The following is a 20,247-nucleotide window of genomic DNA, read 5'->3' as shown; positions in this document are numbered from 1 at the left end:
ACTTGCCCCGCTGCGGGTCCTTCTGGCAGTCGGCTTACTTGGATTCAAAGGACCATCTGAAGCCAACCACTGCGTTCTTCAGGTTCTGCACCACTTTGGTCACAGAGTTATCTGGACGAAGCGGGACCAACTCCTCAGAGGCCGCTGGCTCATCCAAGCCAGGCCACTGGCTCCACCAGATGCGAGTAGGTAGACACTCCGGGTCAAAGTCGACGCAGATCTCCAGGGTGTCTACAGCTACTACGTGCCGCCGAAACTGTGTCGGCGATTCTTCTGTATAGATGAAGCGCGTTTTGTATTCCAAAGAGACTACGTGCCGTGGCCGAACAGGTTCACTAAACCGGATGTTGACAGCAGTAAATTCGTTACCGATCCTGTACGGCTTCCCAGCCACTGGGCCTCCTCGAAGCGGCTCGATAGAAACAGCATCGGCACTTGTTATCACGGGGTAGAACTCGAGCAAGTTGGTTGCTTCAAGAATCAAATTTGTCCGATGTTCCCTGGGCTTGCCGTCGGGTCCGATGTGGTGAATCTCTTGGGCTGTTATGGTCCGGTAGTTTTTCGGAGGTTGAACCTTCACCAATTTCGTGCCCATGACTGTTACTTCACCAGATCGTGCATCTGTTGCATCCCACAGGTATTGAGCATCCTCAGTCGACATCTCGAAAGCCTCAATGAACTTTCGAAGGGTGCTGCCGGAAATCTTCCCCGGCCGGCTCCCCACAGCCCTACTCACGGTGTCCTTCATTTGCCGAGGGTCAAGTTCCAGACCTTGGGTGTATCCGTAGTCTGCAAGCACCGCACAGACGGCCTGCTGATTGAGCGTGGACTCGTCAAAGAGACGGGTGCCTGCCTTCCGTTTCCAGCGCATTCGATATGAGGCCCGCGAGAGGAGCAGTTCAACCAAGCGTCGATTGAGCTCCACGTTTAGCTCCTCTAATCAGACGCGCCTCAAATTAGACACTGTTGAGACATTGTAGCGACCACAGTGAGACGCTGGCCGGCCACGCTACTTCTGTTGGCATGATCACCCGGCATGAGAGCCGGAGACAGCCAACTGATTAGGGAGGCAGAAGATGCTTAAATCAAAACTGTCCGGGCTCATGACTGGCCTGCTGGTGCTCCTCTTACTCGTCTCAGGCGCCGAGGTCCCAGCCAGTGCTGCGGTTCATTCCGGGATCACCGCATCAGCGGATTTGCAGACTACCGAGAGTCGGCCAGAGGCCTTGGCTGGCGCTCCTATGTCAGTGCCCACCCTGAGCTACCGCCCAGGTGCCCGGTTCGGCCAGATAGATATCCTGTTGGATGAAGTCGAAACGGCCAGAGTGGCGAAATCCCCTTGGGGAGGCTCAGTTTACTGCTGGCCGGCGGCAGTAGGAGTGTTTGCCGGCGGTCTTGCCGCATCGGCGTCGGCAGTAGCCTTCGGCGCCTGCCTTTCCATTGTCACTGTCTGTGCGGCCCAGGCATACCTTTCGCAGCCCCGAAAGCGTGCCGCCATGACGCTGACCATATGGGGCGGGGGCTGGTGCTGGAAGTACTGAGCAGCCAGCCACGTTGGGCGCAGCACAGCTAGGGCCGCCGAGACTACTCGGTGGCCCTAGCTGTGCTGGAAACGGACTACTTGGACGGCCCGCTCTTGAACCGCTCGGCACCCTTCGAGGCCCCTATGGGGGTCTTTCTTGCCTTGGCGGCCCTTTGCCCATGGTCAGGGCTCCGTATGGCCCTATCCGAATCCGGGAAGTTCGGGGCTGTAGGTGTGCCAGCGCGCTTTGTCAGTTCCGAGCTGATCAAGGATCCTCTGCCATGCATTTTCGACCTCATCTGCGGTCAGGATGCGCCCGGTCTCGTACCAGCCGATGCCGGTGTTCCATTTGCTCAATTCCAAGGCAACGAAACCGGCAGGAACACGGTCGAGCGTTTCGGGCCTGGTCAGATTACAGCGAGTGTCTCAGCGGAGGTGTAAGTGAGAGGCTCCCCTACGTATTCGCTTAGCGAATCAACAACGCCGGGAGCGTTTTCTGCATCCATCCGAGCGGGGATGTAGATTCGGCAACCCTTGCCGTCTTGGTCCCAAACAACGTGCCCGATGCCTCTCACGGTCTTCCGAAGCTTCCCTGGGCGCGCCGCCCATCGTGCATGAACTACGGTCAATGCCTTGCAAGCTAGTGAAAGTGGCCCGTCCATGTCCACAACGTTAGCTTCAGTCCAAGAGAACGGGGTATGTGTTTTGCCCCCTTACTCATCGACGCAATCGCCTCGCCGATAAGGTGGTGACCAACACAATACGAAGGAGACCTGTGAAGGCCGTAGACTCGCATCTGCTTACGCTGCTGAAGGCGAGCAGCCAGTTCATTGTGCCGATCTACCAGCGGCTTTACTCGTGGCAGGAAGCGGAGTGCGCCCAGCTTTGGGCCGACATGATGCGGGCAGGGTCGAACTCGGCACTTGGTGCGCATTTCACGGGGTCGATCGTTTACGTTGCCAGGGATCAAGCCACTAACACGTCTACTGAGCCGGATCTGATTATTGACGGCCAGCAGCGGGTGACAACTGTAACCCTGGTGCTAGCAGCACTTGCTGCCCGGCTGGAGACACTGCCAGAGGATCAGCGCGAGCCCTGGGAAGGTTTCTCTCCGCGGAAAATCCGGAATCGCTATCTGCTCAATAATGACGAAGAAGGTGAGCGCCAGTTCAAGCTAATATTGTCCCAAAACGACAGACAGGCATTGATCGCGATCCTTCAGGGAGCGGAGCCGGCCAGCGACATGGCCACTCGCGTGATCGATAACTATGCATACTTCCGGCGGAAGCTTGATGACCCGAGGCTCGATTTGTCCGTTGTCTGCCGGGGCCTCGACAAGCTTGTCGTCGTTGATGTGAAGCTCGAGCGTGGGGTGGACAACCCCCAACTTGTCTTTGAGGCCATGAATTCGACCGGCAAGAAGCTATCTCAGGCCGACCTGATCCGTAACTACGTCCTCATGGACCTCCCACCCAAACAGCAGGAGAAGATCTACTCGGCCTACTGGCGGCCGATGGAGCTGGAGTTCAGTGGTGCGGAGGAGAGCCAGTTCGACGAGTTTGTCCGTCACTATCTGACCGTTAAGACCGGAGAGATACCTCGCCTGGACGATATCTATGACGCCTTTAAAGATCATGCGTCGGCCTTCACCCAAGCGGACGAGACAGTCGAGTCTCTCGTCGTCGAGTTGCGTCAGTACGCCCGGCGATACTGCGCGATGGTGTTGGGCAAGGAGACGGACCCGGCGTTGAGGCGCGCCTTCAAAGACCTGGACCAGATCAAGGCCGACGTCGTCTTTCCGTTCCTGCTCGATGTCTACACGGACTACGAGCTCGGTACTCTTACTCGGGACGGCGTGCTCCAGGTCGTTGATTTGGTCACCTCATACATCTTCCGCCGCGCGGTCTGCCGCATCCCGACCAACTCGCTCAACAAGACATTCGCCGGCTTCAGCTCAGCGGTTCGCAAGGATCGATATCTCGAGAGCGTCAAGGCACACTTTCTGGGTCTCAAGAGCTACCGCAAATTCCCGACAGATGCCGAGTTCATTTCCGGTCTTACGTCCAGTGACCTGTACAACTTCCGCCGGCGCTCTTACTTCCTTCGCATGCTCGAAAACTACGGCCGCAAGGAGTACGTGACGATCGAGGATTACACGATCGAGCACATCATGCCGCAGAACGAGAACCTCTCGGCCGAATGGCAAGCAGCTCTTGGAGATGCCTGGCAAGACGTGCAACAAAAGTACCTTCACACCCTCGGGAATCTGACGCTCACGGGCTATAACTCGGAGTACTCCGACCACGCGTTCCCAAAGAAGCGCGACATGGAGGGAGGCTTCAAAGACAGCCCGCTCCGGCTCAACAGGGGGCTTGGGCAACTCGAATCATGGAACGCCGACGAGATCCGGAACCGCGCCGTGCGGCTGGCAGACGATGCGCTCAAGATTTGGTCCCTGCCGCAGCTGCCAGCCCAAACGATCAGGGAGTTCGAGGGAAGGCGGGCAGAGTCGGACTTCTCCATCGAAGACCATCCACATCTGCTTCGGCAGCCGCGGCGAGCCCTGTTCGAGAAGTTTAGTGCGGAGGTTCTGGCCCTGGATCCAGGCATCACTCAGCAATTCCTCAAGCTCTACGTCGCTTTCAAGGCTGAGACCAACTTCGTCGACGTCATTCCTCAGAAGGCTCGACTGAGATTGAGCCTCAACGTCCCAATCGAGGCGCTCCGCGACGAGCGGGGTCTTGCCTGGGACGTCAGCAGCAAGGGGCACTGGGGCAATGGCCCAACCGAGGTCAGTCTGGACGAGGACACCGATCTCGTCTACATCATTGGCTTAGTTCGCCAAGCTTTCGAGTTCCAGATGGGTGAAGAGTAGGCGTATCTCCACCCCCTGGCCGACGCAGCTAAACCAATGATCCGCCCTGTCTGCCAGCTCCGTTAATCTTGTCAGCATGAGTGAAGAGACAGCATTGAAACTAAAACAGGCCAAAGAAAGCCTGGCCGCGGCTGGGCAGGAACTAGAAACCCTAGAACGAGAGTTCCTGGCAGTGGTCGCTGCGCAGATTCCGAGCCACGCAAATGAGCTCGCACGGAAGCTCGCTAAGCAGCAGGCTGACGTCACCAAAGGGCTGGGTGCCGAGAAAGTAAAGGACCTTCGCGCGAACATCGAAGAAGCCGCACTGCGGGCGACTGAGGATGTGGCCGGAGCCGCTTCTCGAGTCAAGTGGGAGGTGCCAAGCAATATCTACACCGTCCCTAATGCTCATGAGGTAAATGCGGCAATGCGGAGCTACCTTCGCCGCAGTGTACTACCAGAGTTCGTAACCATCTTGAAGGCGGCAGGATTTACCATCGCCGGGAGCACCGCGGGTCCGTCACTGGGATCCTTGTATTCAGAAGAAGAGGTGACCGCCGAGGCAAGAGCTTTAGGCGGAGCATTGCTGGCAGTGGCCAAGGCCGAACAGGTACTCACAAAGGCCACAGAAGCCGACAACGACGCGACTATCAATGAGCTTTGGGGCGACTAGTCATATATTCGCTGGTTTTCCTTATCCGGAGGGAAACAAAGGCAAGAAATGAGAGGGCCACCGAGTAATCTCGGTGGCCCTGTCATTCGTTGGAAATGGACTACTTGGACGGGCCGCTCTTGAACCGTTCGGCACCCTTCGAGGCCCCCGTGGGGGACTTCCTGGCCTTGGCAGCCCCTTTGCCCATGGTCAGTGCTCCGCGGGGGTGTGTGGCCTCGCTGCGTTCAGCAGCTGCCCTGCCTCGCACCTGTGATTCGTTGGCTCCGCTGTCCTTCAGTGAAGTGGCGAATGCGTTTTGCCGTTCCGCTGAACCGTAGTCGTTGGCGGAAGTCGTTTCTGCTTTCACTCCTTGGTCTTTGAGCCGGCTGCTGTCGTTGCCGGTGACCCGGTTTTCGATCTCGCGGCCGACGCCCTCCATACGTGCGAAGAGTTCCTTCTCGGCGCGCTCGTACCTCTGCTCCTGCGTTGACCATTTGTCGCCTTTGAAGCCGCCCTCAGCCAACAGCTTGGCTTCGTGCAGGTTCTTGGCTGCGTCCACGAACGCCGGGTCTTTGAAGTGTTCCTCGCCTGCACCGTTGACGTTCGCTGTCGTTTCTTTCCGCAGCTGGTCAATGTCGGGTCCGTTGATGCCGTCCTTGCCGATCAGATACAGGCGCTCCTTCACGGCCGCGTCGGCTACCTCCAATGCTTTGGGTGTCTTCGCGTTGTGTGCCAGCTGGAGTGCTTTTGTCAGTTCGGGGTTGGCCAGGTACTCCACGGGCACCTGGTGGCGTTCCAGCTGGGGTGCGAGCGTCGCCGCTTGGGAGCGGAGTTCTTCGGCGCGGGCAGCGGCCAGGAGCTGCATGGCCTTTTCGTGTTCCACCGCGGCTGACTGTGATGCCAGCTGAGCACCTGTAGCTGCCTGCCAATGCCGGATGAGCCTGTTCTCGTCGCTGCGCTCATCGGCTACCGTGTCGGCAAAGTCGTGGCGAAGTTTCCAGTCGTCGTAAAACTTCGGGTCGTGTTCTTTTGCCCATTCCGTAGCCCGGTCTAGATCGGTCTGGTGATTGGCCTTGTTTTGTGTTTGGTCAACACCCTCGGGGCTTTGGCCAACGGCCGGTGCTGTGGCGGTTTGCCAGTATTGAATGAGTTCCCTTTCGACGGAGCGTTGGTCCTCTACGGTGTCCGTGAATCCCTGGCGGTTTCTCCACTCGGCGTAGAACCTTGGGTCTTCTTCTGCGGCCCATTCAATGGCGCTTTGGAGTTGGCTCTTATGGTCGTCTTGGCCCTGCGCTGCCGCAGCTGTTCCAGGTGCTGCTAAGCGCGCCCTTTCGGTGGCGACGGTGTGAATGCCCGACTCAAGATACGCGGTGTCCGTGCCGACGTCTCGTGTGTCGATGCCGTACCGCGCAAAGACTTCCTGGCGGATCCTTTCGGACGCTGCCAGAGCAGTGGGGTCGTGATCCTTCCACGCTTCTGCGACGGTGTGGGCGGTGGCGATGTCCGATGGCTGCGCCTTGTCCCACCATTGATCTTTTTCGACCGGTGCGAGTGCTGCGTGCGCGGCGCTACGCTCGGCGGCAAGGCGCGCCTGGGCTTCGTGAGCTGCCTGTGAGTCAAGGTGTTCCTGCTGCCGCTGGGCTTCCTGTCGTTTGCGAGCCAGAGTCTCTGCAATGCGGGAGGCGACCATCAGTGATTGCCGCAGTCCGCCGTCTACTACATCGTCCATTCCGTCTGATTCACTCATGGTGTTCCCCTTGCACTAGTGGTGTGATTCTTATCGGTCGAGTACAGGCCCGGATTCGCGTCCGGTACGCGTGGGTGTCTTGGCCGGTGTTGCTGTTCCTGGAACAACCGAGCCGGGACGGATAGGTGCCATACCGCGTAGGCCGAGCTCCACAGGGTTCCGGACAGGTTCACGCCTTACTGCTTGCTCGGTCGCACCTACGTTGACGGGCCGGGGCATGGTCGCTGCAAAGGGCTTGAGTTGGGTTGCAACGACGGCCCGAATTCTCTCAGCTTCCCGTGTCCGACCGGACTGCAGATGCATGTCGTAGATCGCCGCAGCCATATTCGCCAGTTGCACCATCAGCGCAGCCTGAGCCGCTGTCTTGTTCTTGCTCGATGCTGCCAGGAACAACATGGCGGTGCCGGCGATGGACGGCAGCGCGACAGGTTTGCCGTGCTGGCGAGGTGCACGCAGTTGCGCGGTGCGGGACAACTCCGCAGCGGTTTCGGCCAGCGGTCCAGGTGTGGTTTCGAGACGGTGCGACCAAGCCGCGAAGGCTCCCGAAACGTCCCGGGCTGCCTTCGCCCAGGTGGCGTGATCGTCCAACGGAATGGCACGCAGCTGTTCTGCCAGAGCTGTCGCGTTGCGGGTGTACTCCACCCACACCTGCGGAGACGGCATAGCCTTCTCAGGACCGGTCTTGGAGACCGTTCGCTTGTTGCGAGCTGCCGCGTTCCATTCCGCCGCAGCTTCCGTAGCAAGCTTCGGAGAATCCATCCATGCCTCACGCAGAGCACCAAGCTTCAAGTCCGAGGCAAGGGTTCCACCGCCGAACCAAATCGGACGCTCTCCGGCCTTAGGTCGCTCGGCCACGGAGTACCCGACAATGACGTCGGTGGTGTTCTTCGCGTACCGCGGTCGCAGCAACATTCCCGTGTCACGGGCGCGGCGAACGAACTCTCCCTCCGTTGCTGATGCACTGGCACTGGCCCGCACCTTACGCGCCAGTGCCGAGCGGTGCATTTCCCGTTCGTCCCGTGCAGCGGTGGCCTTCTCAGCGCGGTCGTAACCACGAGTGGCGTGCACGGTGGAAAGCTGTTCTAGCCCGTACTTAACTTCCAGTTCCCGGCACGTATTTTGTGCCCTTTTGTAGTCCCCGTGAGTAGAGGCCTTGGTGCCGTCCTCGCGGATCAGGGACACTGCCAAGTGGATGTGGTGGTTGCCGTTCTCGCTCGTGCCGTGGTTGATCGCTGCCCAGCGGCACTGTGGCTTGCCACTAGCTGCAGTGAAGCCCATGGAATCCATGAAATCGTTCGCGATGTCACCCCATTGCTGGTCCGTCAGTGCGCCCTCTTCAGCGCGAAGACTCAGCGAGCAGTGCCACACGCTGGCGTCCTTGTAACCAACGTGCACGCGTTCCTTCTTGGCCGCATCCCACTGCATGTCCTTGATCTGAACGGAAACACCGAACAGCTTGCGTGGTTGCTCGAGGTGCTTGGCAATGGCCAGAGCGTCATCCCTGTCCAGCACGCCGTCGTCGTACCAACTCATGATGGCCGCATCACCAGCCACCAAGTGCGGCTCAGTGTGTGCGTTCTTGGTCTTGTCAGAGTCGGTCGATGCCAGGTAAACCATCAGGCCACCCATGCGCGAACCGCGGGTGATGTTCGGAATCATTCCTTACATCAACCCCTCGATGGCCTGGTCAATTCGCATAGCCACGGTCCGGAGATGCTTCAGAGCCTCGCGGGCCTCTACGGGGAACTCACCCGTGGCATTGGCCTGCCGCGCGAGTTGGTTGATGTTGTTCGAGGAACGGGCAAGAAGGTTGTGCAATTGCATGAGTTCAGCGCCGATTGCGCGGCGCTCCGTGGGTGAGTCGGTGCGCTCTGCCAGGGCCGATGAAACCAGCAGGTTCGGAACGGTCACTTTCTCCCGTTCGGCCCTCGCAACAAGCGCCGCTTCCTCTTCCACCGTGACCCATACGTCACGGCGCTTCTTCGTTCCCGCCGGAGTGTTCGCACGACGACGGCGGGACAGATTGGGGCGATGAGTGCTCTCCTCATCCGACATCCCAATCCCTCCTTCAAAGGCCCAGCGCAGCGACCCCGAACCGGGGACCACACTGACAAGTGTGCCGTACTCGACCGCCAGTGTCGAGGGCGACAAGCCACTTACACCCGTGTAAGTGTATAGCTTGCTCCGCACGGTTGAGTTTTTGCGTTTTCGCACCCTTGTGCGAACCGGCAGAAACAGTTCCCGTCGGTGTCCGGCAGGGGACGCTAGACTGGCCGTATGGACATCAACGACATTGCCGCTAAAGCGGCCGCGAAAATTGACGCTGCCAGGGACGCCAAGGTCAACGCTGTGAAGAACGCAGCAGCCAGCAGCGTCGAACTTCAGGAAGCCGCACAGCTGCTCGCAGCTGCCGAACAAAAGTACGCCAAGGACTACCAAGCTGCGCTGCGTGCCGACTGGACCGAATCGGACTTGCGCGGCTTCGGCCTGGACACGCCAGGTAGGAAGGCCGGCGGACGACCGCGCGGCAAGAAGACCGCCCGGGAAACAGCGCCTGCCTCGATGGCATCGGAACAGTAACCCCTCGCCCACATGGGCACGGCAAAAGCTAAACCCTTCGGGCTTTTCCCGCACACATGTGGACGACCGGACCCACCCGACCGGCTGCACACAACCACCACGTCACCAACACGAGGAAACTCACCAGTACGAGCGGTGGCCGTGCACAGCCTGGATACACAGTCGGTCACCAACGGGAACGTTTCCCATGGTCCAAGACTGAACGCTGGCCGACACAGCACACGTGCAAAGCCGGCTTCCTTTCAGCCGGGACGACACACATAGTTCACGCGATGCCGAGACAAGCGGGCACAGAAACCTATAGTGCCGGGAGACATATCAAGCGGCCGGGGGGATCACGCTGAGGTACTGGACGCTTTCACCCAAGACCCACCACACAGCCCACACGGGAAACAACAAAAAGCACCCGCCGGACGTTCGCCAAAACTCCAGGGGGAAAGAAGCATGAACGAGCCTCAGACAGTCGTCCTAGACCAAGACTCGCGACTCATCAGAGCGTCCGGCGTTCCTGGGCTGGAATGTTGACGTGAAATTCTCCCCTCACGCCCCGGGGATGTCTTAGCGTTCAGCTGGCTTCCTTGCCGCTCTCGCGCTAAAAGAACAGGCCAAAGACGTAGAGGGCGATGACGACAATAGAGAGAACATTAATGACCACCGTCGCCGTACGTGAATTGATGCGGGGTCCCCAGCGTTTCGGGTCCCTCCTGTTCAGTGCCGCCGCCGTGAAAACGAGCATGCACATCGTCGCAGTGCCGAGGTAGGCGGCAGCCATGAAGCCGTTGGCCGCGAACCATATCGCAGCCACCACCGCGGCAACCGCGAGGACAACAAGAGCAACCTCCTGAATCACGGTCCTTGTTGTCATTGACATATGTGGTCCTTACTTCTCGGGTCGGGCTCTTGCAGTAACTGTGTGCCCTTGGTTCGTTTCGTGACGCCCGGCCTTGGTGGCGACGGCTGCGACACCATAACTATTGACGGATATCGCGATCCAGGCCACTTGCGCCGGCAGCCATTAGGCACCCTACCTGCCGGGTTTCACCGGTCTTCGCGGCGGGCAGTTTCTTCACGGGTGCGTCGCCCCGGGCGGAGTTCCCCGGCTTCAACACCCGGCCATTTCCGGCCGTCGTTGTACTTGCGCTGCAACCGTCGCAGCTCCCGACGTGCGGCTGCTTCAACGAAATCCGTAATGGACACATACCCTTCAAGCTGCCCGACCGCTTGAACCGCTGCCCGGATCTGCTTCAGGTCCTCTTCAGTGAAGTAGGGACTCTTCTTCTCACTCGGCTTCATGGGTATTAGAACGGGGGTTCGGAGTCGGGGCTGTTGCCCCAGGAGGAGCCAGCGTTGGCTGACGGGTTCGCGGCCCATGGGTCGTCCTGCTGGTTGGTCTGTCCGCCAGCGCCCTGGTTACCGAATCCGCCGCCGTTTCCTGCGCCCTGGTTGGTGCGCTGGGTGCGGTTTACTATCGCATTTGCGTAACGCAGGCTCGGACCGATCTCGTCTACCTCAAGCTCTATCACGGTGCGTTTTTCGCCCTCTTTGGTCTCGTAAGACCGGGACTTCAGCCTGCCGGAAACGATGACGCGCGTGCCCTTGGTCAGGGACTCGGCGACGTTCTCAGCTGCTTCCCGCCACACACTGGCACGGAGGAAAAGCGTCTCCCCGTCCTTCCACTCGTTGGACTGACGATCGAAGTTTCTGGGCGTTGAAGCGATCGTGAAATTCGCTACCGCCGAACCCGATGGGGTGAACCGCAACTCGGGGTCCGATGTCAGGTTTCCAATGACAGTAATGGTGGTTTCGCCGGCCATGATGATTCCTTTTCCTCGTGTGCTGTTGGTGTTCTCGGTGTGTGTGCTGGTTTCGTTCTGAGGTTCGGTGTCGCCCGGTTCATCGTGGGTGAGGTCGTTGGGTTGGTGCTGGTCTGCGGTGTGTTCATCCCACAGGCCGCCGGCCCCGAGCGGGGCGCGGTTGATCGCCTCAAGGTACCGGTCGTCGCCACCCTTGTAGGGGGCGGCGTAGAAACCGTCGTACAGATCCACAACCTCGGGCTCCACAGGGTCGGGGTAGATCCTGCCGCTGGGGTTGGTCCGCCGGAACAGGTCCACCTCCAACGGGATCCGCGGGCTGATCTTGAACCCGTCCACAGGGTGCGGGGTGGTCATAGTCCTCACCCGAGTTCGGTGATGCGGAGGCTTGCCCGGTAGGCGAGCTGTTCGGCCATCAGGTCGCGGGTGTTGAGCTCGTACCGTGATTCGGCCTCCTCGTCGTAGAAGACGGTGGAGGCGTCGTAGAAGCGTGCCTCGGGCAGTGTTAGCGGGGAGTTCAGGAACGCGAACCCGTACGCCACGGCCTGCAGTTCCGGGTCGGTGCGCAGCTCCGTAGGGACAGCAAGCTTGTCCAGGATCGCAGTGATGGTATCGGCGGTGATGGGCGTGGCGTTCATGATGCCTCCTTGTGGCTTGCGGTCGTGTGGGTCATGGCGGCGTGGACGAGCTTGTCGCGGCGGAGGCCTGACCAGTGGTCCTGGTCATCGGAGTTGTTCACGATGACTGGCGCTTGGGAGTAGCCAAGCTCTTGGGTGATGTACTCCAGCGCGGCCGGCACTTCGGTGATGTCCACCGGGGTGTAGGTGATGCCTTTGGAGGCGAAGTACTCCATGGTGCGGTCGCAGTTCGGGCAACCGGGCTTGGTGTAGACCGTGTAATCGGTGATTGCGGAAGTCATTTTCAGTCCTGCGTTTCGTATCAGTTTTGGTTAGGTTCGTCTGGCTGACTTGCTACTACCATTCTAGCTTTTATCCAATCGGATTTAAAGGCTTTTACCCTTATTTCTAGGGTTTTTTTACCTGTTTTTGGTAGCTATTTTTTGGTGATTTGGGCGTCTGGTGAGGTTGGGGATGTCATTTTCAGAAGCTGACGGCACAAATGTCAGAAGTCCTGTGCATTGCCCCTATCCCGGCTTCCTTAGCAGCTGCCTACAGCCAAGGTCTCCGTTGCCACGTTGGACATCGAAGCGTTCCCCCGGTCCTCACGGCCAACCGCTGTCCGTGGCCGTTGCCGGTCGGAAGAAGACGGTGTCCGCGCCTCTGCCGGTGAGGGCGTCACTCTCAAGAAGTTGAATTGCTGTCGCCGTTGCCTCCAGTGTCCGGAGCTGGCTGTCGATTGAGTAGCCTTCGTGGGGTTGCCATTTAAGGGGTCCTACCCGCCCGGAATGACCGGCATGTTTCCAAATCCACATGATCATGCGATTAGCTGTCCGGCACTCGGTCAGGGGTGCACCCAGCTCATCGATGATAGTGCGCATCAATCGAAACCAGGTCCCGGCAGCGACCTGCTGGCTGAGCAGCTGGGCTCTCCCCGTTGCCATGGCCTGCCAGGTTCTGGTGTCCATCGCCAATAGCGTGGCAGGAACAGGCCTTGGTGTTGGCGGCCTGCGTTCCCAGCCCCCGAAGTAGCTGGCCGACTTAGTCCACATTTCCAGAAGACATCCATGAATCGGGCAGCTAAGCGTCAGCGGCAGCAGCCACAACAATTCATAAGGGTGGGGAGGCGCCGTCGTCGCGATGCAATGTGGACACGCCCGCACTGCCGGGCGAGTTGGACACCAAGGCATCCACGGGTAGATCTCACGCGGCCACCGTATTTCCGCTGGCAACAGCACGGAGAACTGTCGCGTGTACTTGGCAAACGTCCCGGGATCCGGTTCGGCCCGGTCAAGTAGCCAGGGTGACCAGCCGCTGAGGCTCATTCTCCGGATCCGTTGCGCATCGACGCCGGTTCTTGTGGAGAGCTCCTGGGCGAAACGTTCGGGTGGGAAGGTATCCAGGTCCGCGGCCTTGCCCGGCCAGAAGCCCAGATCGACGACGAGGTCTTCGATGTGGACTTCATAGCGGACGGCGATCCGTCGAAGCCAAGACGAAAGCGCCTCACCGGGCGTAGGCGCCGGGTGCACGGGCCAGCGCCGCACCGCCGTCACTGGAGCTGCTTTTCGAATAGCCTGCGCCGCTCCGATGGTCCTATGTAGTCTGCCCTGGTCAGGATCCGGTGGTTGATCCTCTCCTCGCCGGTCTCGACGGCGGCGACCGCGGCCGCCGTCAGAAGGTGGGCGAGTTCACCGATTGTGCCTTCGCTGCGGGCAAGCAAATACCTGGCCATGTCCTCGGTTTCGATCACCGACGGTAAGCGCAATGGGAATGCCGCGGCGAAACTGGCCAACAGCGACCTGGCCTCTAGGCCCACTTCCCAGAGCGGCAGAATGAACGGTTCGAACCTGTTCTCAAGCTGATCATCGGACCGGACGGCCAAGTAGGCCTCACGTGTGCCGACGCCGACAAGCGGGATGCGCAGTTCGTTGCCCAGATACCGGAGCAGGTTCAGGAACTCTCGTCGTTTCTCACCATGGCCAGCCAGAACGTTGTGGAACTCATCGATCACGAGCATCCGGGCTTCAACTTCGCGCAGGAGTGAGAGGGCCAGACGTTCGGCTTCAGGTAGACGCAGGTTTGACCGGAACGGCGCCCCCATCGCGTTAAGGAGGGCAGTGTAGAACCGAAGCTCCGAGGGTTCCGAGGGCATTTGCATGCACACAACCGGGATGTTTTCGCCGTCCGGGCCAGTTACAGGTGGATGCATTCGATGGAAACGCTCAACGATCATGGTCTTGCCATTGTTCGTTGGACCGACCAGCAGGAGGTTTGGCATGCGCTGCTTCTTCGGCCAGCTGAAGAGTATTTCCAAACGTGCGACGGCGTCCAAGGCCTTGGGGTAGCCGATCCACCGGTCTGCTCGAATGCGCCGCACCCTCTCCTCGGTGGGCAACTTTGCCAATTCCCGCGATACGGGGTGCAGATGCGACAAATCCCCGGTCTCTTTATCTTCCACGGTCACCATTCCTCGATCTGTTCAAAGGGTTGAACGGAAACCTCTTCCGGGTCCTTGCTGCGTGGTGTGTCCGGTGGTGGTGGGACTTTTGAAGGTATGGGGTCTGGTCGGCCCGGGTCCTTGGCATGTTTGCGACGTTCGGTTTCCCTGCGGATACGCTTGGTCGTTTTCACGGCAGTCTCCCTGACCTGGCGCATTTGGTCGATCATCCGGAACAGTGCTGCTTCGTCGACTTGGGTGGCGCCGAGATCATGTAACCGGGCCAGAGCATGCCGGTGCTCCCATGTGCTGATGGGAGGGTTGGCGATCGACCGGTAAGGGACGTCCACGTAGTGGTGTCCCTCCGGCTCCAACACCCAAATCCGGCTGATATCGCGTGGATCTCGTCGAATGACGAACGGCTCCAGCTTGTCGCGGCGACTGATCCACGGTTTCAGAGCGTTCGCAAAGTAGTGGACATGGTCGACGACGAAGCCTGTTCGGGTCAGTGTGCGCCTGATAACAGGGAGGAAGTCCACAAGGAAGGAAGTCTGATTTGCGGTAACGGCGGGCAGCCCCGTCGCGGCTATCCCGGCAGCCCACTTGGCTTCCGGGGTCTGTCCCAAGGTCTTATGCACGCTGCCGTGGTAGCTGGCAGCCGCAAGTACCAGCCACTTCTCAAGCTCCGGCAGCGTCAAGGCAGCCAACCTCTCCGAGTCATAGCGGCCCCGCTCCCCCGGGTTGGAAAACGTTGTTCCCGGAAGCTCGTGGATCCTGCGCATGGCCGTGCCGATGACGCGTTCGACAATGCCGCCGTAGTGGGGCTGCCCAGGTGGCCGATAGGACAACCTGATGCCATGCTGCTCGCAGCCACGCCGCAGCGCCTCGCTCTTGAACTCTGCCGCGTTATCCAAGAACAACGATTTCGGTTTGCCGCTCATCGGCCAATCCACCTCCACGCCAAGCCGCTCAAGCCAAGGACGCTTGTCCCCAACGGTGTGGGCCAGGCACAATCCCACCGACACAGCCGATGGAGGTTCCAGCGTCACCACCATGCCCACGAGAGCCCTGCTGAAGACGTCGACGGCCACGGTCAGGTACGGGCGGCCAATCGACTGACGTTCCCGTTCGTCAACGATGACCACATCAATGACCGTGTGGTCGATCTGTACTTGCTCCAGGATCGAACTGATCAGCGGCACCTCACCGCCCGCGGCCTGCAGGGTCCTCACGGCATCCGGCCCTTCCCTGCGTCGTCCCACTTCAATAGGGTTGAGCATGGAAATACGCCGAGTCACCGTGTTCCGCGTCGGGGGCTTCAAGCCTTTCAGTGCGCAGGCCCTGCCAATCTCCCGGTGAAGTGCCGCAACACTCAACTTTTGTCGCGTAAGGAACCGTCGGCGGATAAGGTCGCGCATGATTTCTTCAACCGGTTCCGGCAGTCGGTTTCGGCCCTTACCTCCTGTAGAACGACGGACCGCAAGGTCCGTTACGAGACCCGAACCCTGGCGATACCGGGCAAGCAACACGTAGATCCGGCGTCGGGAAACACCAAGTTCCATGGCCGCTTGGTCAACAGCAGCGGCGCTTGGGGTGCGGCGCTGCGCCAACGCCCCGATCACCGCGGCACGATTCTTGGCCTGTTCCCATGCGGCATCCGACATCGTCAGCTGCCCATCGGCGTCAACACGAGTCGGATCAGCATCCATGCCTGCCTCCTTCTCGGGAACAGGAGTACCGAACAAAAGCACCATAGTGCACGCGACTATCGACCAGCCAGTGGTCAAGAGTCCTGTGCACAATTCCCGGAGTCACAGGGAACTTTGTGCCGTCGACTCCTGAAATTGACATGGAAGATCGCGGGTAGTAGCCCGTCGGTACTCCCCCGGTGTCTTTAGCAGCTGCCCAGGGCGTGGGGTTCCTGTGCCTGCATTAGGTGATTTCGCGGTGTCCCCATGTGTGGTCCCGGCTGAAAAGGACCTGTTCCGCAGCGCGTGGCGGGTCGGCGGTGGTTGTCTTGGCCCATGGGGAAATATGCCGCGTCGTGCTCTTGTAGCGAACTCCTGCCAGCTGTGTAATGGCGGCGGTTAGCCTTGGTTTATCCACAGAAAGGGTCCTTTATGTTCTACCTTGTTCGTCCTGACATGCGGCTTCAGTGGGTTAATCTTCCGGTGAAGACGACCCTTGAGATTATTGAGAAGCACGGCGGTAATTTAGACCGGGTGGAATGGTTGGACGCTGATCGGTTAGTTGATCAGTACACCGTGCTTCTGGCGTTGCGTCATGGGATTGCCTGTTCTGTCGGCATTGCTGTTCCGGCCGTGGTGTTTACGACAGTTGACCGCCCCGTGGACCTGGCGAAGACGTACCGGGATCTGGTGCGTGCGGAATCTGCGGTGGCCGTCGGCGATGAGGTTCTGGAGAAGGTGATGCCTGGTTGGAAGGCTTCGGGAGAGAAACTTGCCGAAGAGGTGCGGCGCAGTACTGAGGACTCGATCAAGAAGGCGCAGGTTGATGCGGATGCCTTACTGGCTGCCGACCCCAAGCCGGAGCTGGTTGAGCACTGGTCCCGAATAGGTGGAATCGCCGGCTGATCTGCACGGCTTAAAGGGTGAAGGGCCGGCACTGTAAGTGCCGGCCCTTCCTATTTTCCCTCTGCAAAAGGAAATCTGTGGTTCAGTCTAGCGGACTCTTCCGGTGTTCCCCGGCTGGTTTTCGCTTGGAGTGCGGTGCGCAGTGCCCCAGAGGGTTAGTCCGATGACCAGCGCGAACCCTCCAATGAGGAGTCCCCCGCCGAGTCCGCTGCGGCCTAAGACAAGGAAGCCGCTGAGGGGCGTCGCGATGGCCAGGCCGAAAGCGAGGTCCGTCGCTTTGGAAGCCCTGAGTGATGCCTGGTTTCTTCCTCGGATGGCCACGGCCGCACCAACGTAAACCGCGACTAGTGCCGTGCTGATCAGCATCATTGCCGGCAGTGACCAGTCGAAGGTGCCGCTGAAGTCGCTGTTCATGAAGTCGGTGATGGGGTTGTCGGGGATTGGTGGCTTGGTCAAGGTGACTCCTGTCGTGGTGCCATGAGATGAGCCTAAGGGTGGCCTCTGACAAAAACTTCTCGGTGGTGAGTCGATGGACTAGCCAGGTAGCCGGGGATGCGCGGCTTTTGGTGGGCGTGTGCCTGGTGGCGTTGAATGGCGGTCCGTCGCTGGTGATTGGCTGCTGTGGTTCGCCCTGGGCGGCGGACCGCCCGACTTTGGGAGGTTCCTCGGCCCTACCTGTGGTGAGTGGCCGGGGCCTTGCCGGGCGGTGGGGGTTCCGCCCGGCAAGGCTCTAGGCGGCTTCGGGTTCGTCCGCGCTTTCCGTGGTTTCCTCGGTGGTGGTCTCGGGTTCGGTGAGGATGATCTTTTCGACGTCGCTGGCGTCGTATCTTCTCCGGACTAACGGGTCAAGAGGCGTGAAGTTGCCTGATGGAGCGTTCCGTCGCTTCCGCTGCGTCGAGGAGAGCCTGAGGCATGAGGTGGCCATAGATCTCTTCAGTTGTTCTCGTTGAGGAGTGACCAAGCCGTCGGGAGAGCGTGAAAATGGGGATGCTTCCTTCCTGGAGAAGCCATGAGGCATGCGTGTGCCTAAGGTCGTGGATACGGGGCGTCTGCGTTAGTCCGTCCGCCTGTGCGGAACGGACCGCGGGGCGCCAATGATGATCCCAGAAGGGTTTGTGCGCTATTCGGTCACCGGTACGTGTAGTGAATAACAGGTCGCTGCCGGGACGGTTGGCAACGAGTGGGGTGAGCAGGTCCGTGAGGGCCCGATTCAACGCAATTGTCCGCTTCCCTGCGCCCGTCTTTGTTGGTCCCAAGTAGTACCGGGATTGATCATCCCGCTTCCAGGCTTTGTTGACTCGTGCTGTTGGGGGTCGGGCAATTAGGTCTATGTCGCCAACGGTGAGAGCGGTAGCCTCCCCGAACCTGGTTCCCGTCATCACCAAGAAGCTAATGAATGGCTTATAGTCTTCGTCCATGGAGCTCAAAACCAGCTGATATTCGGCATGGGTAAGGAATTTCTTGGTGTCATCAGAGCGCTCAAGCGGAGGTAGTCGGACCCCCCGACAAGGGTTGCGGGGTATGTATTGGAGCTTCTCCGCCGTCTGAAGTGCAGCAGACAACAATCCGTGGATGTTGTGGATGGTTTTCGGGGCCATTCCTTTGTTGCTTAGGGTGCGTAGCCAAAGCATGACATCCCTATAGCCGAGTTCCTTCACGGGTATCCGGCCGATCGTTCCCTGGATATGTAGATCCAGCATCCGTTGATACGTTCGTATGGTTCCGCTGGAAGGACGAACCAGCAGATCGATGTGCTCTTGAACGACTTCGCTGACCCAGGGTCCAGTTATTGTCCTGCGTTGTTTAGCTCGCAGAGCCCTGATCAGTGACTGTCCATGATCATTGAGGCTCCGCATCAGAGCGAGGGCCTCCTCCTCAGACCGGAACGTCAGACCCTGCTGACGCCTGGTTTCGGGGTCCCGCCACCGAACCATAAATGACGGCTGACTACCCATGCGGGGCCGTCGGAGAATACTGGCCACGAGATCAGGCTACGCCTATGTTTCGCAGCGGCCCACCTTGGCTTGTATGCCGTACGAGTCGTCGTCCTGAGCCCGTCAGGGCGCATGGCTTTGAGTCCTAAATTGTCGGTGCCATGAAGTAGGTTGAGCGCAAAGGACTACTTCAGGAGACCAAATGACAATTCACTACTTCGATTCGCTTGGACACTGGGTTGCCTTCCGCACCAGCGAAATCAACAAGAACCTGTTCAGCCCGACGGCGAAGTGGATCGGCTGGCTTGCGTGGAATGACAACGACGTGTGCGGCGTCGCAACAAAGATGTACCTTGGCACGCTCGTCGGCGATCGCCTCCTAAAGAAGGTGCATCCGCCCTCCCATTTCACGCCTTTCACTCCGTTTACGCCCTTCACTCCGTTTACCCCGTTCACGCCCTTCTCCAAACACTCGATCGGGCTGCCGGCGGGCTACGTGGACGTGCACTGACCCGGCTCGTCATCTTCACGGTGGTTGTGACAGGTTTAGATGGCCCCGGTAGGACGGTTATTTCTGGCCCCAATTCTAGACTCGCCGGGCGTTTGTGACGGTTATATGTGGCCCCACCTTCAACGTTGGTTCCATCAGTGGATGGATGCGACGGAGGGTTGGTCCGGATGGAGTCGAGGGTGGAGTTGTTTGCGCGGATCCGACGGGATGCCCGGGTTGAGGGTTTGTCGGTGCGCGCATTGGCGGCAAGGCATAAGGTCCATCGCAGAACCGTGCGGCAGGCGTTAGAGGCTGCGATTCCTCCGGATCGGAAACCGCGGCGCGGTGTTGCTTGGCGGCTGGAACCGTTCAAGACCGCCATTGACCAGATGCTTGTCGATGACACGGCTGCTCCACGGAAACAGCGGCATACAGCCCGAAGGATACTGGCGCGGCTGATTGAGGAGCGCGGAGCGACAGAGCTGTCGTATTCGACGGTGAGGGATTACGTGAGGGTGCGCCGGGCCCAGATCGATCTGGAAGCCGGCCGCAGGGTCGAAGTCTTTGTCCCTCAGGAACACGCACCGGGCGCCGAAGCGGAGGTCGATTTCGGTGAGGTCTTTGTCGTGCTCAATGGTGTGAAGACCAAGTGCCACATGTTTGTGTTCCGGCTCTCCCATTCCGGCAAAGCCATCCACCGGGTCTTTCTCTGCACTAAATTTCAGGCGCTTGAGTCTGTGATCGCAGCGACAATGGCGTGGTTATGTCCCCGGTAAATGCCTCGGCGTCGGTTGGTGAACCACCCACGGGATAGTCCGCGGCACTACGCTACCTATCCAAGGTTGTTCCAGTGGGCCGTGGGGCTAGGCTAAGCGCATGGACTTCGGGGGCAGGAAAGAACGGCAACAAGTATGAATGGCAATCCTGGCCGTCCGATTCACTGGAGGGCATGCCGCCAAAGCGAAGACGCCTTGTTGTCTGGGGGCTGTGGTGGTTTCTCCTCCTAGGC

Annotated in this window: 22 protein-coding genes and 1 pseudogene; 7 read left to right on the top strand and 16 right to left on the bottom strand. The window is 59.6% G+C overall.

The window, feature by feature from the left end:
- Window positions 1-34: 34 nt before the first annotated feature.
- Window positions 35-925, bottom strand: a complete 891-nt coding sequence (locus tag AYX22_RS22190; protein WP_207597734.1) for a hypothetical protein — start codon at window positions 923-925, stop codon at window positions 35-37.
- Window positions 926-1,076: 151 nt separating this feature from the next.
- On the opposite strand from AYX22_RS22190, the gene AYX22_RS22185 reads away from it, so the two are divergent.
- Window positions 1,077-1,541, top strand: coding sequence for a hypothetical protein (locus AYX22_RS22185; protein WP_207597733.1), 465 nt, complete (start codon window positions 1,077-1,079; stop codon window positions 1,539-1,541).
- A 182-nt stretch (window positions 1,542-1,723) separates the two neighbouring features.
- Here AYX22_RS22185 and AYX22_RS22180 read toward each other — a convergent pair whose 3' ends face one another.
- Complete coding sequence (locus AYX22_RS22180) at window positions 1,724-1,879, bottom strand: hypothetical protein (protein ID WP_207597732.1); 156 nt, start codon at window positions 1,877-1,879, stop codon at window positions 1,724-1,726.
- 418 nt (window positions 1,880-2,297) lie between these two features.
- Here AYX22_RS22180 and AYX22_RS22175 point away from each other — a divergent pair, with 418 nt between their 5' ends.
- Together AYX22_RS22175 and AYX22_RS22170 are read left to right on the top strand one after the other, a co-directional pair.
- A complete protein-coding gene (locus AYX22_RS22175) occupies window positions 2,298-4,397 on the top strand; it encodes a DUF262 and DUF1524 domain-containing protein (protein WP_207597731.1) in 2,100 nt (699 codons plus the stop codon).
- 76 nt (window positions 4,398-4,473) lie between these two features.
- On the top strand, window positions 4,474-5,049 hold the full coding sequence (locus AYX22_RS22170) for a hypothetical protein (protein WP_207597730.1): 576 nt from the start codon (window positions 4,474-4,476) through the stop codon (window positions 5,047-5,049).
- Between the two features lie 100 nt (window positions 5,050-5,149).
- Here the strand turns inward: AYX22_RS22170 and AYX22_RS22165 are convergent, their stop codons facing one another.
- From AYX22_RS22165 to mobC, 3 genes are read right to left on the bottom strand one after another with little or no spacing between them, the layout of a single operon-like run.
- Window positions 5,150-6,775, bottom strand: a complete 1,626-nt coding sequence (locus AYX22_RS22165; RefSeq protein WP_207597729.1) for a hypothetical protein — start codon at window positions 6,773-6,775, stop codon at window positions 5,150-5,152.
- A 30-nt stretch (window positions 6,776-6,805) separates the two neighbouring features.
- Window positions 6,806-8,434, bottom strand: a complete 1,629-nt coding sequence (locus tag AYX22_RS22160; RefSeq protein WP_207597728.1) for a relaxase/mobilization nuclease domain-containing protein — start codon at window positions 8,432-8,434, stop codon at window positions 6,806-6,808.
- Window positions 8,435-8,437: 3 nt separating this feature from the next.
- The gene (gene mobC, locus AYX22_RS22155) at window positions 8,438-8,830 is read right to left on the bottom strand and encodes a plasmid mobilization relaxosome protein MobC (protein WP_207597727.1); all 393 of its coding nucleotides are present in this window, start codon (window positions 8,828-8,830) and stop codon (window positions 8,438-8,440) included.
- 222 nt (window positions 8,831-9,052) lie between these two features.
- On the opposite strand from mobC, the gene AYX22_RS22150 reads away from it, so the two are divergent.
- On the top strand, window positions 9,053-9,355 hold the full coding sequence (locus AYX22_RS22150) for a hypothetical protein (protein WP_207597726.1): 303 nt from the start codon (window positions 9,053-9,055) through the stop codon (window positions 9,353-9,355).
- A 592-nt stretch (window positions 9,356-9,947) separates the two neighbouring features.
- Here the strand turns inward: AYX22_RS22150 and AYX22_RS22145 are convergent.
- The 8 genes from AYX22_RS22145 to AYX22_RS22110 form a co-directional block, all read right to left on the bottom strand.
- Window positions 9,948-10,226: a hypothetical protein gene (locus tag AYX22_RS22145; protein ID WP_011777146.1), complete on the bottom strand. Its 279-nt coding sequence runs from the start codon at window positions 10,224-10,226 to the stop codon at window positions 9,948-9,950.
- Between the two features lie 167 nt (window positions 10,227-10,393).
- A complete protein-coding gene (locus AYX22_RS22140) occupies window positions 10,394-10,648 on the bottom strand; it encodes a hypothetical protein (RefSeq protein ID WP_011777145.1) in 255 nt (84 codons plus the stop codon).
- 5 nt (window positions 10,649-10,653) lie between these two features.
- The gene (locus tag AYX22_RS22135; protein WP_207597725.1) at window positions 10,654-11,523 is read right to left on the bottom strand and encodes a single-stranded DNA-binding protein; all 870 of its coding nucleotides are present in this window, start codon (window positions 11,521-11,523) and stop codon (window positions 10,654-10,656) included.
- 5 nt (window positions 11,524-11,528) lie between these two features.
- On the bottom strand, window positions 11,529-11,804 hold the full coding sequence (locus AYX22_RS22130) for a hypothetical protein (RefSeq protein WP_207597724.1): 276 nt from the start codon (window positions 11,802-11,804) through the stop codon (window positions 11,529-11,531).
- Window positions 11,801-12,085: a glutaredoxin family protein gene (locus tag AYX22_RS22125; RefSeq protein ID WP_207597723.1), complete on the bottom strand. Its 285-nt coding sequence runs from the start codon at window positions 12,083-12,085 to the stop codon at window positions 11,801-11,803. The genes AYX22_RS22130 and AYX22_RS22125 overlap by 4 nt, the downstream gene beginning before the upstream one ends.
- 303 nt (window positions 12,086-12,388) lie before the next feature.
- Window positions 12,389-12,751 (bottom strand): hypothetical protein, encoded by a 363-nt coding sequence (locus AYX22_RS24205; RefSeq protein WP_242703665.1) that lies wholly within the window; start codon window positions 12,749-12,751, stop codon window positions 12,389-12,391.
- Window positions 12,752-13,332: 581 nt separating this feature from the next.
- A complete protein-coding gene (locus AYX22_RS22115; RefSeq protein WP_142940442.1) occupies window positions 13,333-14,250 on the bottom strand; it encodes a TniB family NTP-binding protein in 918 nt (305 codons plus the stop codon).
- The gene (locus AYX22_RS22110) at window positions 14,244-15,929 is read right to left on the bottom strand and encodes a Mu transposase C-terminal domain-containing protein (protein ID WP_142940441.1); all 1,686 of its coding nucleotides are present in this window, start codon (window positions 15,927-15,929) and stop codon (window positions 14,244-14,246) included. The genes AYX22_RS22115 and AYX22_RS22110 overlap by 7 nt, the downstream gene beginning before the upstream one ends.
- Window positions 15,930-16,340: 411 nt before the next feature.
- On the opposite strand from AYX22_RS22110, the gene AYX22_RS22105 reads away from it, so the two are divergent.
- The gene (locus AYX22_RS22105; protein ID WP_142940440.1) at window positions 16,341-16,814 is read left to right on the top strand and encodes a hypothetical protein; all 474 of its coding nucleotides are present in this window, start codon (window positions 16,341-16,343) and stop codon (window positions 16,812-16,814) included.
- An 87-nt stretch (window positions 16,815-16,901) separates the two neighbouring features.
- On the opposite strand, the gene AYX22_RS22100 is transcribed toward AYX22_RS22105, so the two are convergent.
- The 3 genes from AYX22_RS22100 to AYX22_RS24200 form a co-directional block, all read right to left on the bottom strand.
- Window positions 16,902-17,270: a hypothetical protein gene (locus AYX22_RS22100; protein WP_142940439.1), complete on the bottom strand. Its 369-nt coding sequence runs from the start codon at window positions 17,268-17,270 to the stop codon at window positions 16,902-16,904.
- Window positions 17,271-17,544: 274 nt separating this feature from the next.
- Complete coding sequence (locus tag AYX22_RS22095; RefSeq protein ID WP_207597817.1) at window positions 17,545-17,739, bottom strand: hypothetical protein; 195 nt, start codon at window positions 17,737-17,739, stop codon at window positions 17,545-17,547.
- On the bottom strand, window positions 17,660-18,232 hold the full coding sequence (locus AYX22_RS24200; RefSeq protein WP_242703676.1) for a site-specific integrase: 573 nt from the start codon (window positions 18,230-18,232) through the stop codon (window positions 17,660-17,662). Before AYX22_RS24200 ends, AYX22_RS22095 begins: the two co-directional genes overlap by 80 nt.
- A gap of 718 nt (window positions 18,233-18,950) precedes the next feature.
- On the opposite strand from AYX22_RS24200, the gene AYX22_RS22085 reads away from it, so the two are divergent.
- Entirely contained in the window at window positions 18,951-19,259 is a 309-nt protein-coding gene (locus AYX22_RS22085) for a hypothetical protein (RefSeq protein ID WP_166842604.1), read from the top strand.
- Window positions 19,260-19,426: 167 nt separating this feature from the next.
- Window positions 19,427-19,945: pseudogene (locus tag AYX22_RS22080) on the top strand (IS21 family transposase); the annotation flags it as partial.
- Between the last annotated feature and the right edge of the window lie 302 nt (window positions 19,946-20,247).

It is taken from the genome of Arthrobacter sp. D5-1, from assembly GCF_017357425.1.
Taxonomy (GTDB): domain Bacteria; phylum Actinomycetota; class Actinomycetes; order Actinomycetales; family Micrococcaceae; genus Arthrobacter.
This window is presented reverse-complemented; position numbering and strand designations above follow the sequence as displayed.

Coding starts and splice junctions, on each gene's coding strand:
- AYX22_RS22185 (WP_207597733.1), top strand. CDS start 1,077: ATGCTTAAATCAAAACTGTCCGGGCTCATGACTGGCCTGCTGGTGCTC.
- AYX22_RS22170 (WP_207597730.1), top strand. CDS start 4,474: ATGAGTGAAGAGACAGCATTGAAACTAAAACAGGCCAAAGAAAGCCTG.
- AYX22_RS22165 (WP_207597729.1), bottom strand. CDS start 6,775: ATGAGTGAATCAGACGGAATGGACGATGTAGTAGACGGCGGACTGCGG.
- AYX22_RS22160 (WP_207597728.1), bottom strand. CDS start 8,434: ATGATTCCGAACATCACCCGCGGTTCGCGCATGGGTGGCCTGATGGTT.
- mobC (WP_207597727.1), bottom strand. CDS start 8,830: ATGTCGGATGAGGAGAGCACTCATCGCCCCAATCTGTCCCGCCGTCGT.
- AYX22_RS22150 (WP_207597726.1), top strand. CDS start 9,053: ATGGACATCAACGACATTGCCGCTAAAGCGGCCGCGAAAATTGACGCT.
- AYX22_RS22145 (WP_011777146.1), bottom strand. CDS start 10,226: ATGTCAATGACAACAAGGACCGTGATTCAGGAGGTTGCTCTTGTTGTC.
- AYX22_RS22140 (WP_011777145.1), bottom strand. CDS start 10,648: ATGAAGCCGAGTGAGAAGAAGAGTCCCTACTTCACTGAAGAGGACCTG.
- AYX22_RS22135 (WP_207597725.1), bottom strand. CDS start 11,523: ATGACCACCCCGCACCCTGTGGACGGGTTCAAGATCAGCCCGCGGATC.
- AYX22_RS22130 (WP_207597724.1), bottom strand. CDS start 11,804: ATGAACGCCACGCCCATCACCGCCGATACCATCACTGCGATCCTGGAC.
- AYX22_RS22125 (WP_207597723.1), bottom strand. CDS start 12,085: ATGACTTCCGCAATCACCGATTACACGGTCTACACCAAGCCCGGTTGC.
- AYX22_RS24205 (WP_242703665.1), bottom strand. CDS start 12,751: ATGGACACCAGAACCTGGCAGGCCATGGCAACGGGGAGAGCCCAGCTG.
- AYX22_RS22115 (WP_142940442.1), bottom strand. CDS start 14,250: ATGGTGACCGTGGAAGATAAAGAGACCGGGGATTTGTCGCATCTGCAC.
- AYX22_RS22110 (WP_142940441.1), bottom strand. CDS start 15,929: ATGGATGCTGATCCGACTCGTGTTGACGCCGATGGGCAGCTGACGATG.
- AYX22_RS22105 (WP_142940440.1), top strand. CDS start 16,341: ATGTTCTACCTTGTTCGTCCTGACATGCGGCTTCAGTGGGTTAATCTT.
- AYX22_RS22095 (WP_207597817.1), bottom strand. CDS start 17,739: ATGGCCACCTCATGCCTCAGGCTCTCCTCGACGCAGCGGAAGCGACGG.
- AYX22_RS24200 (WP_242703676.1), bottom strand. CDS start 18,232: ATGGACGAAGACTATAAGCCATTCATTAGCTTCTTGGTGATGACGGGA.
- AYX22_RS22085 (WP_166842604.1), top strand. CDS start 18,951: ATGACAATTCACTACTTCGATTCGCTTGGACACTGGGTTGCCTTCCGC.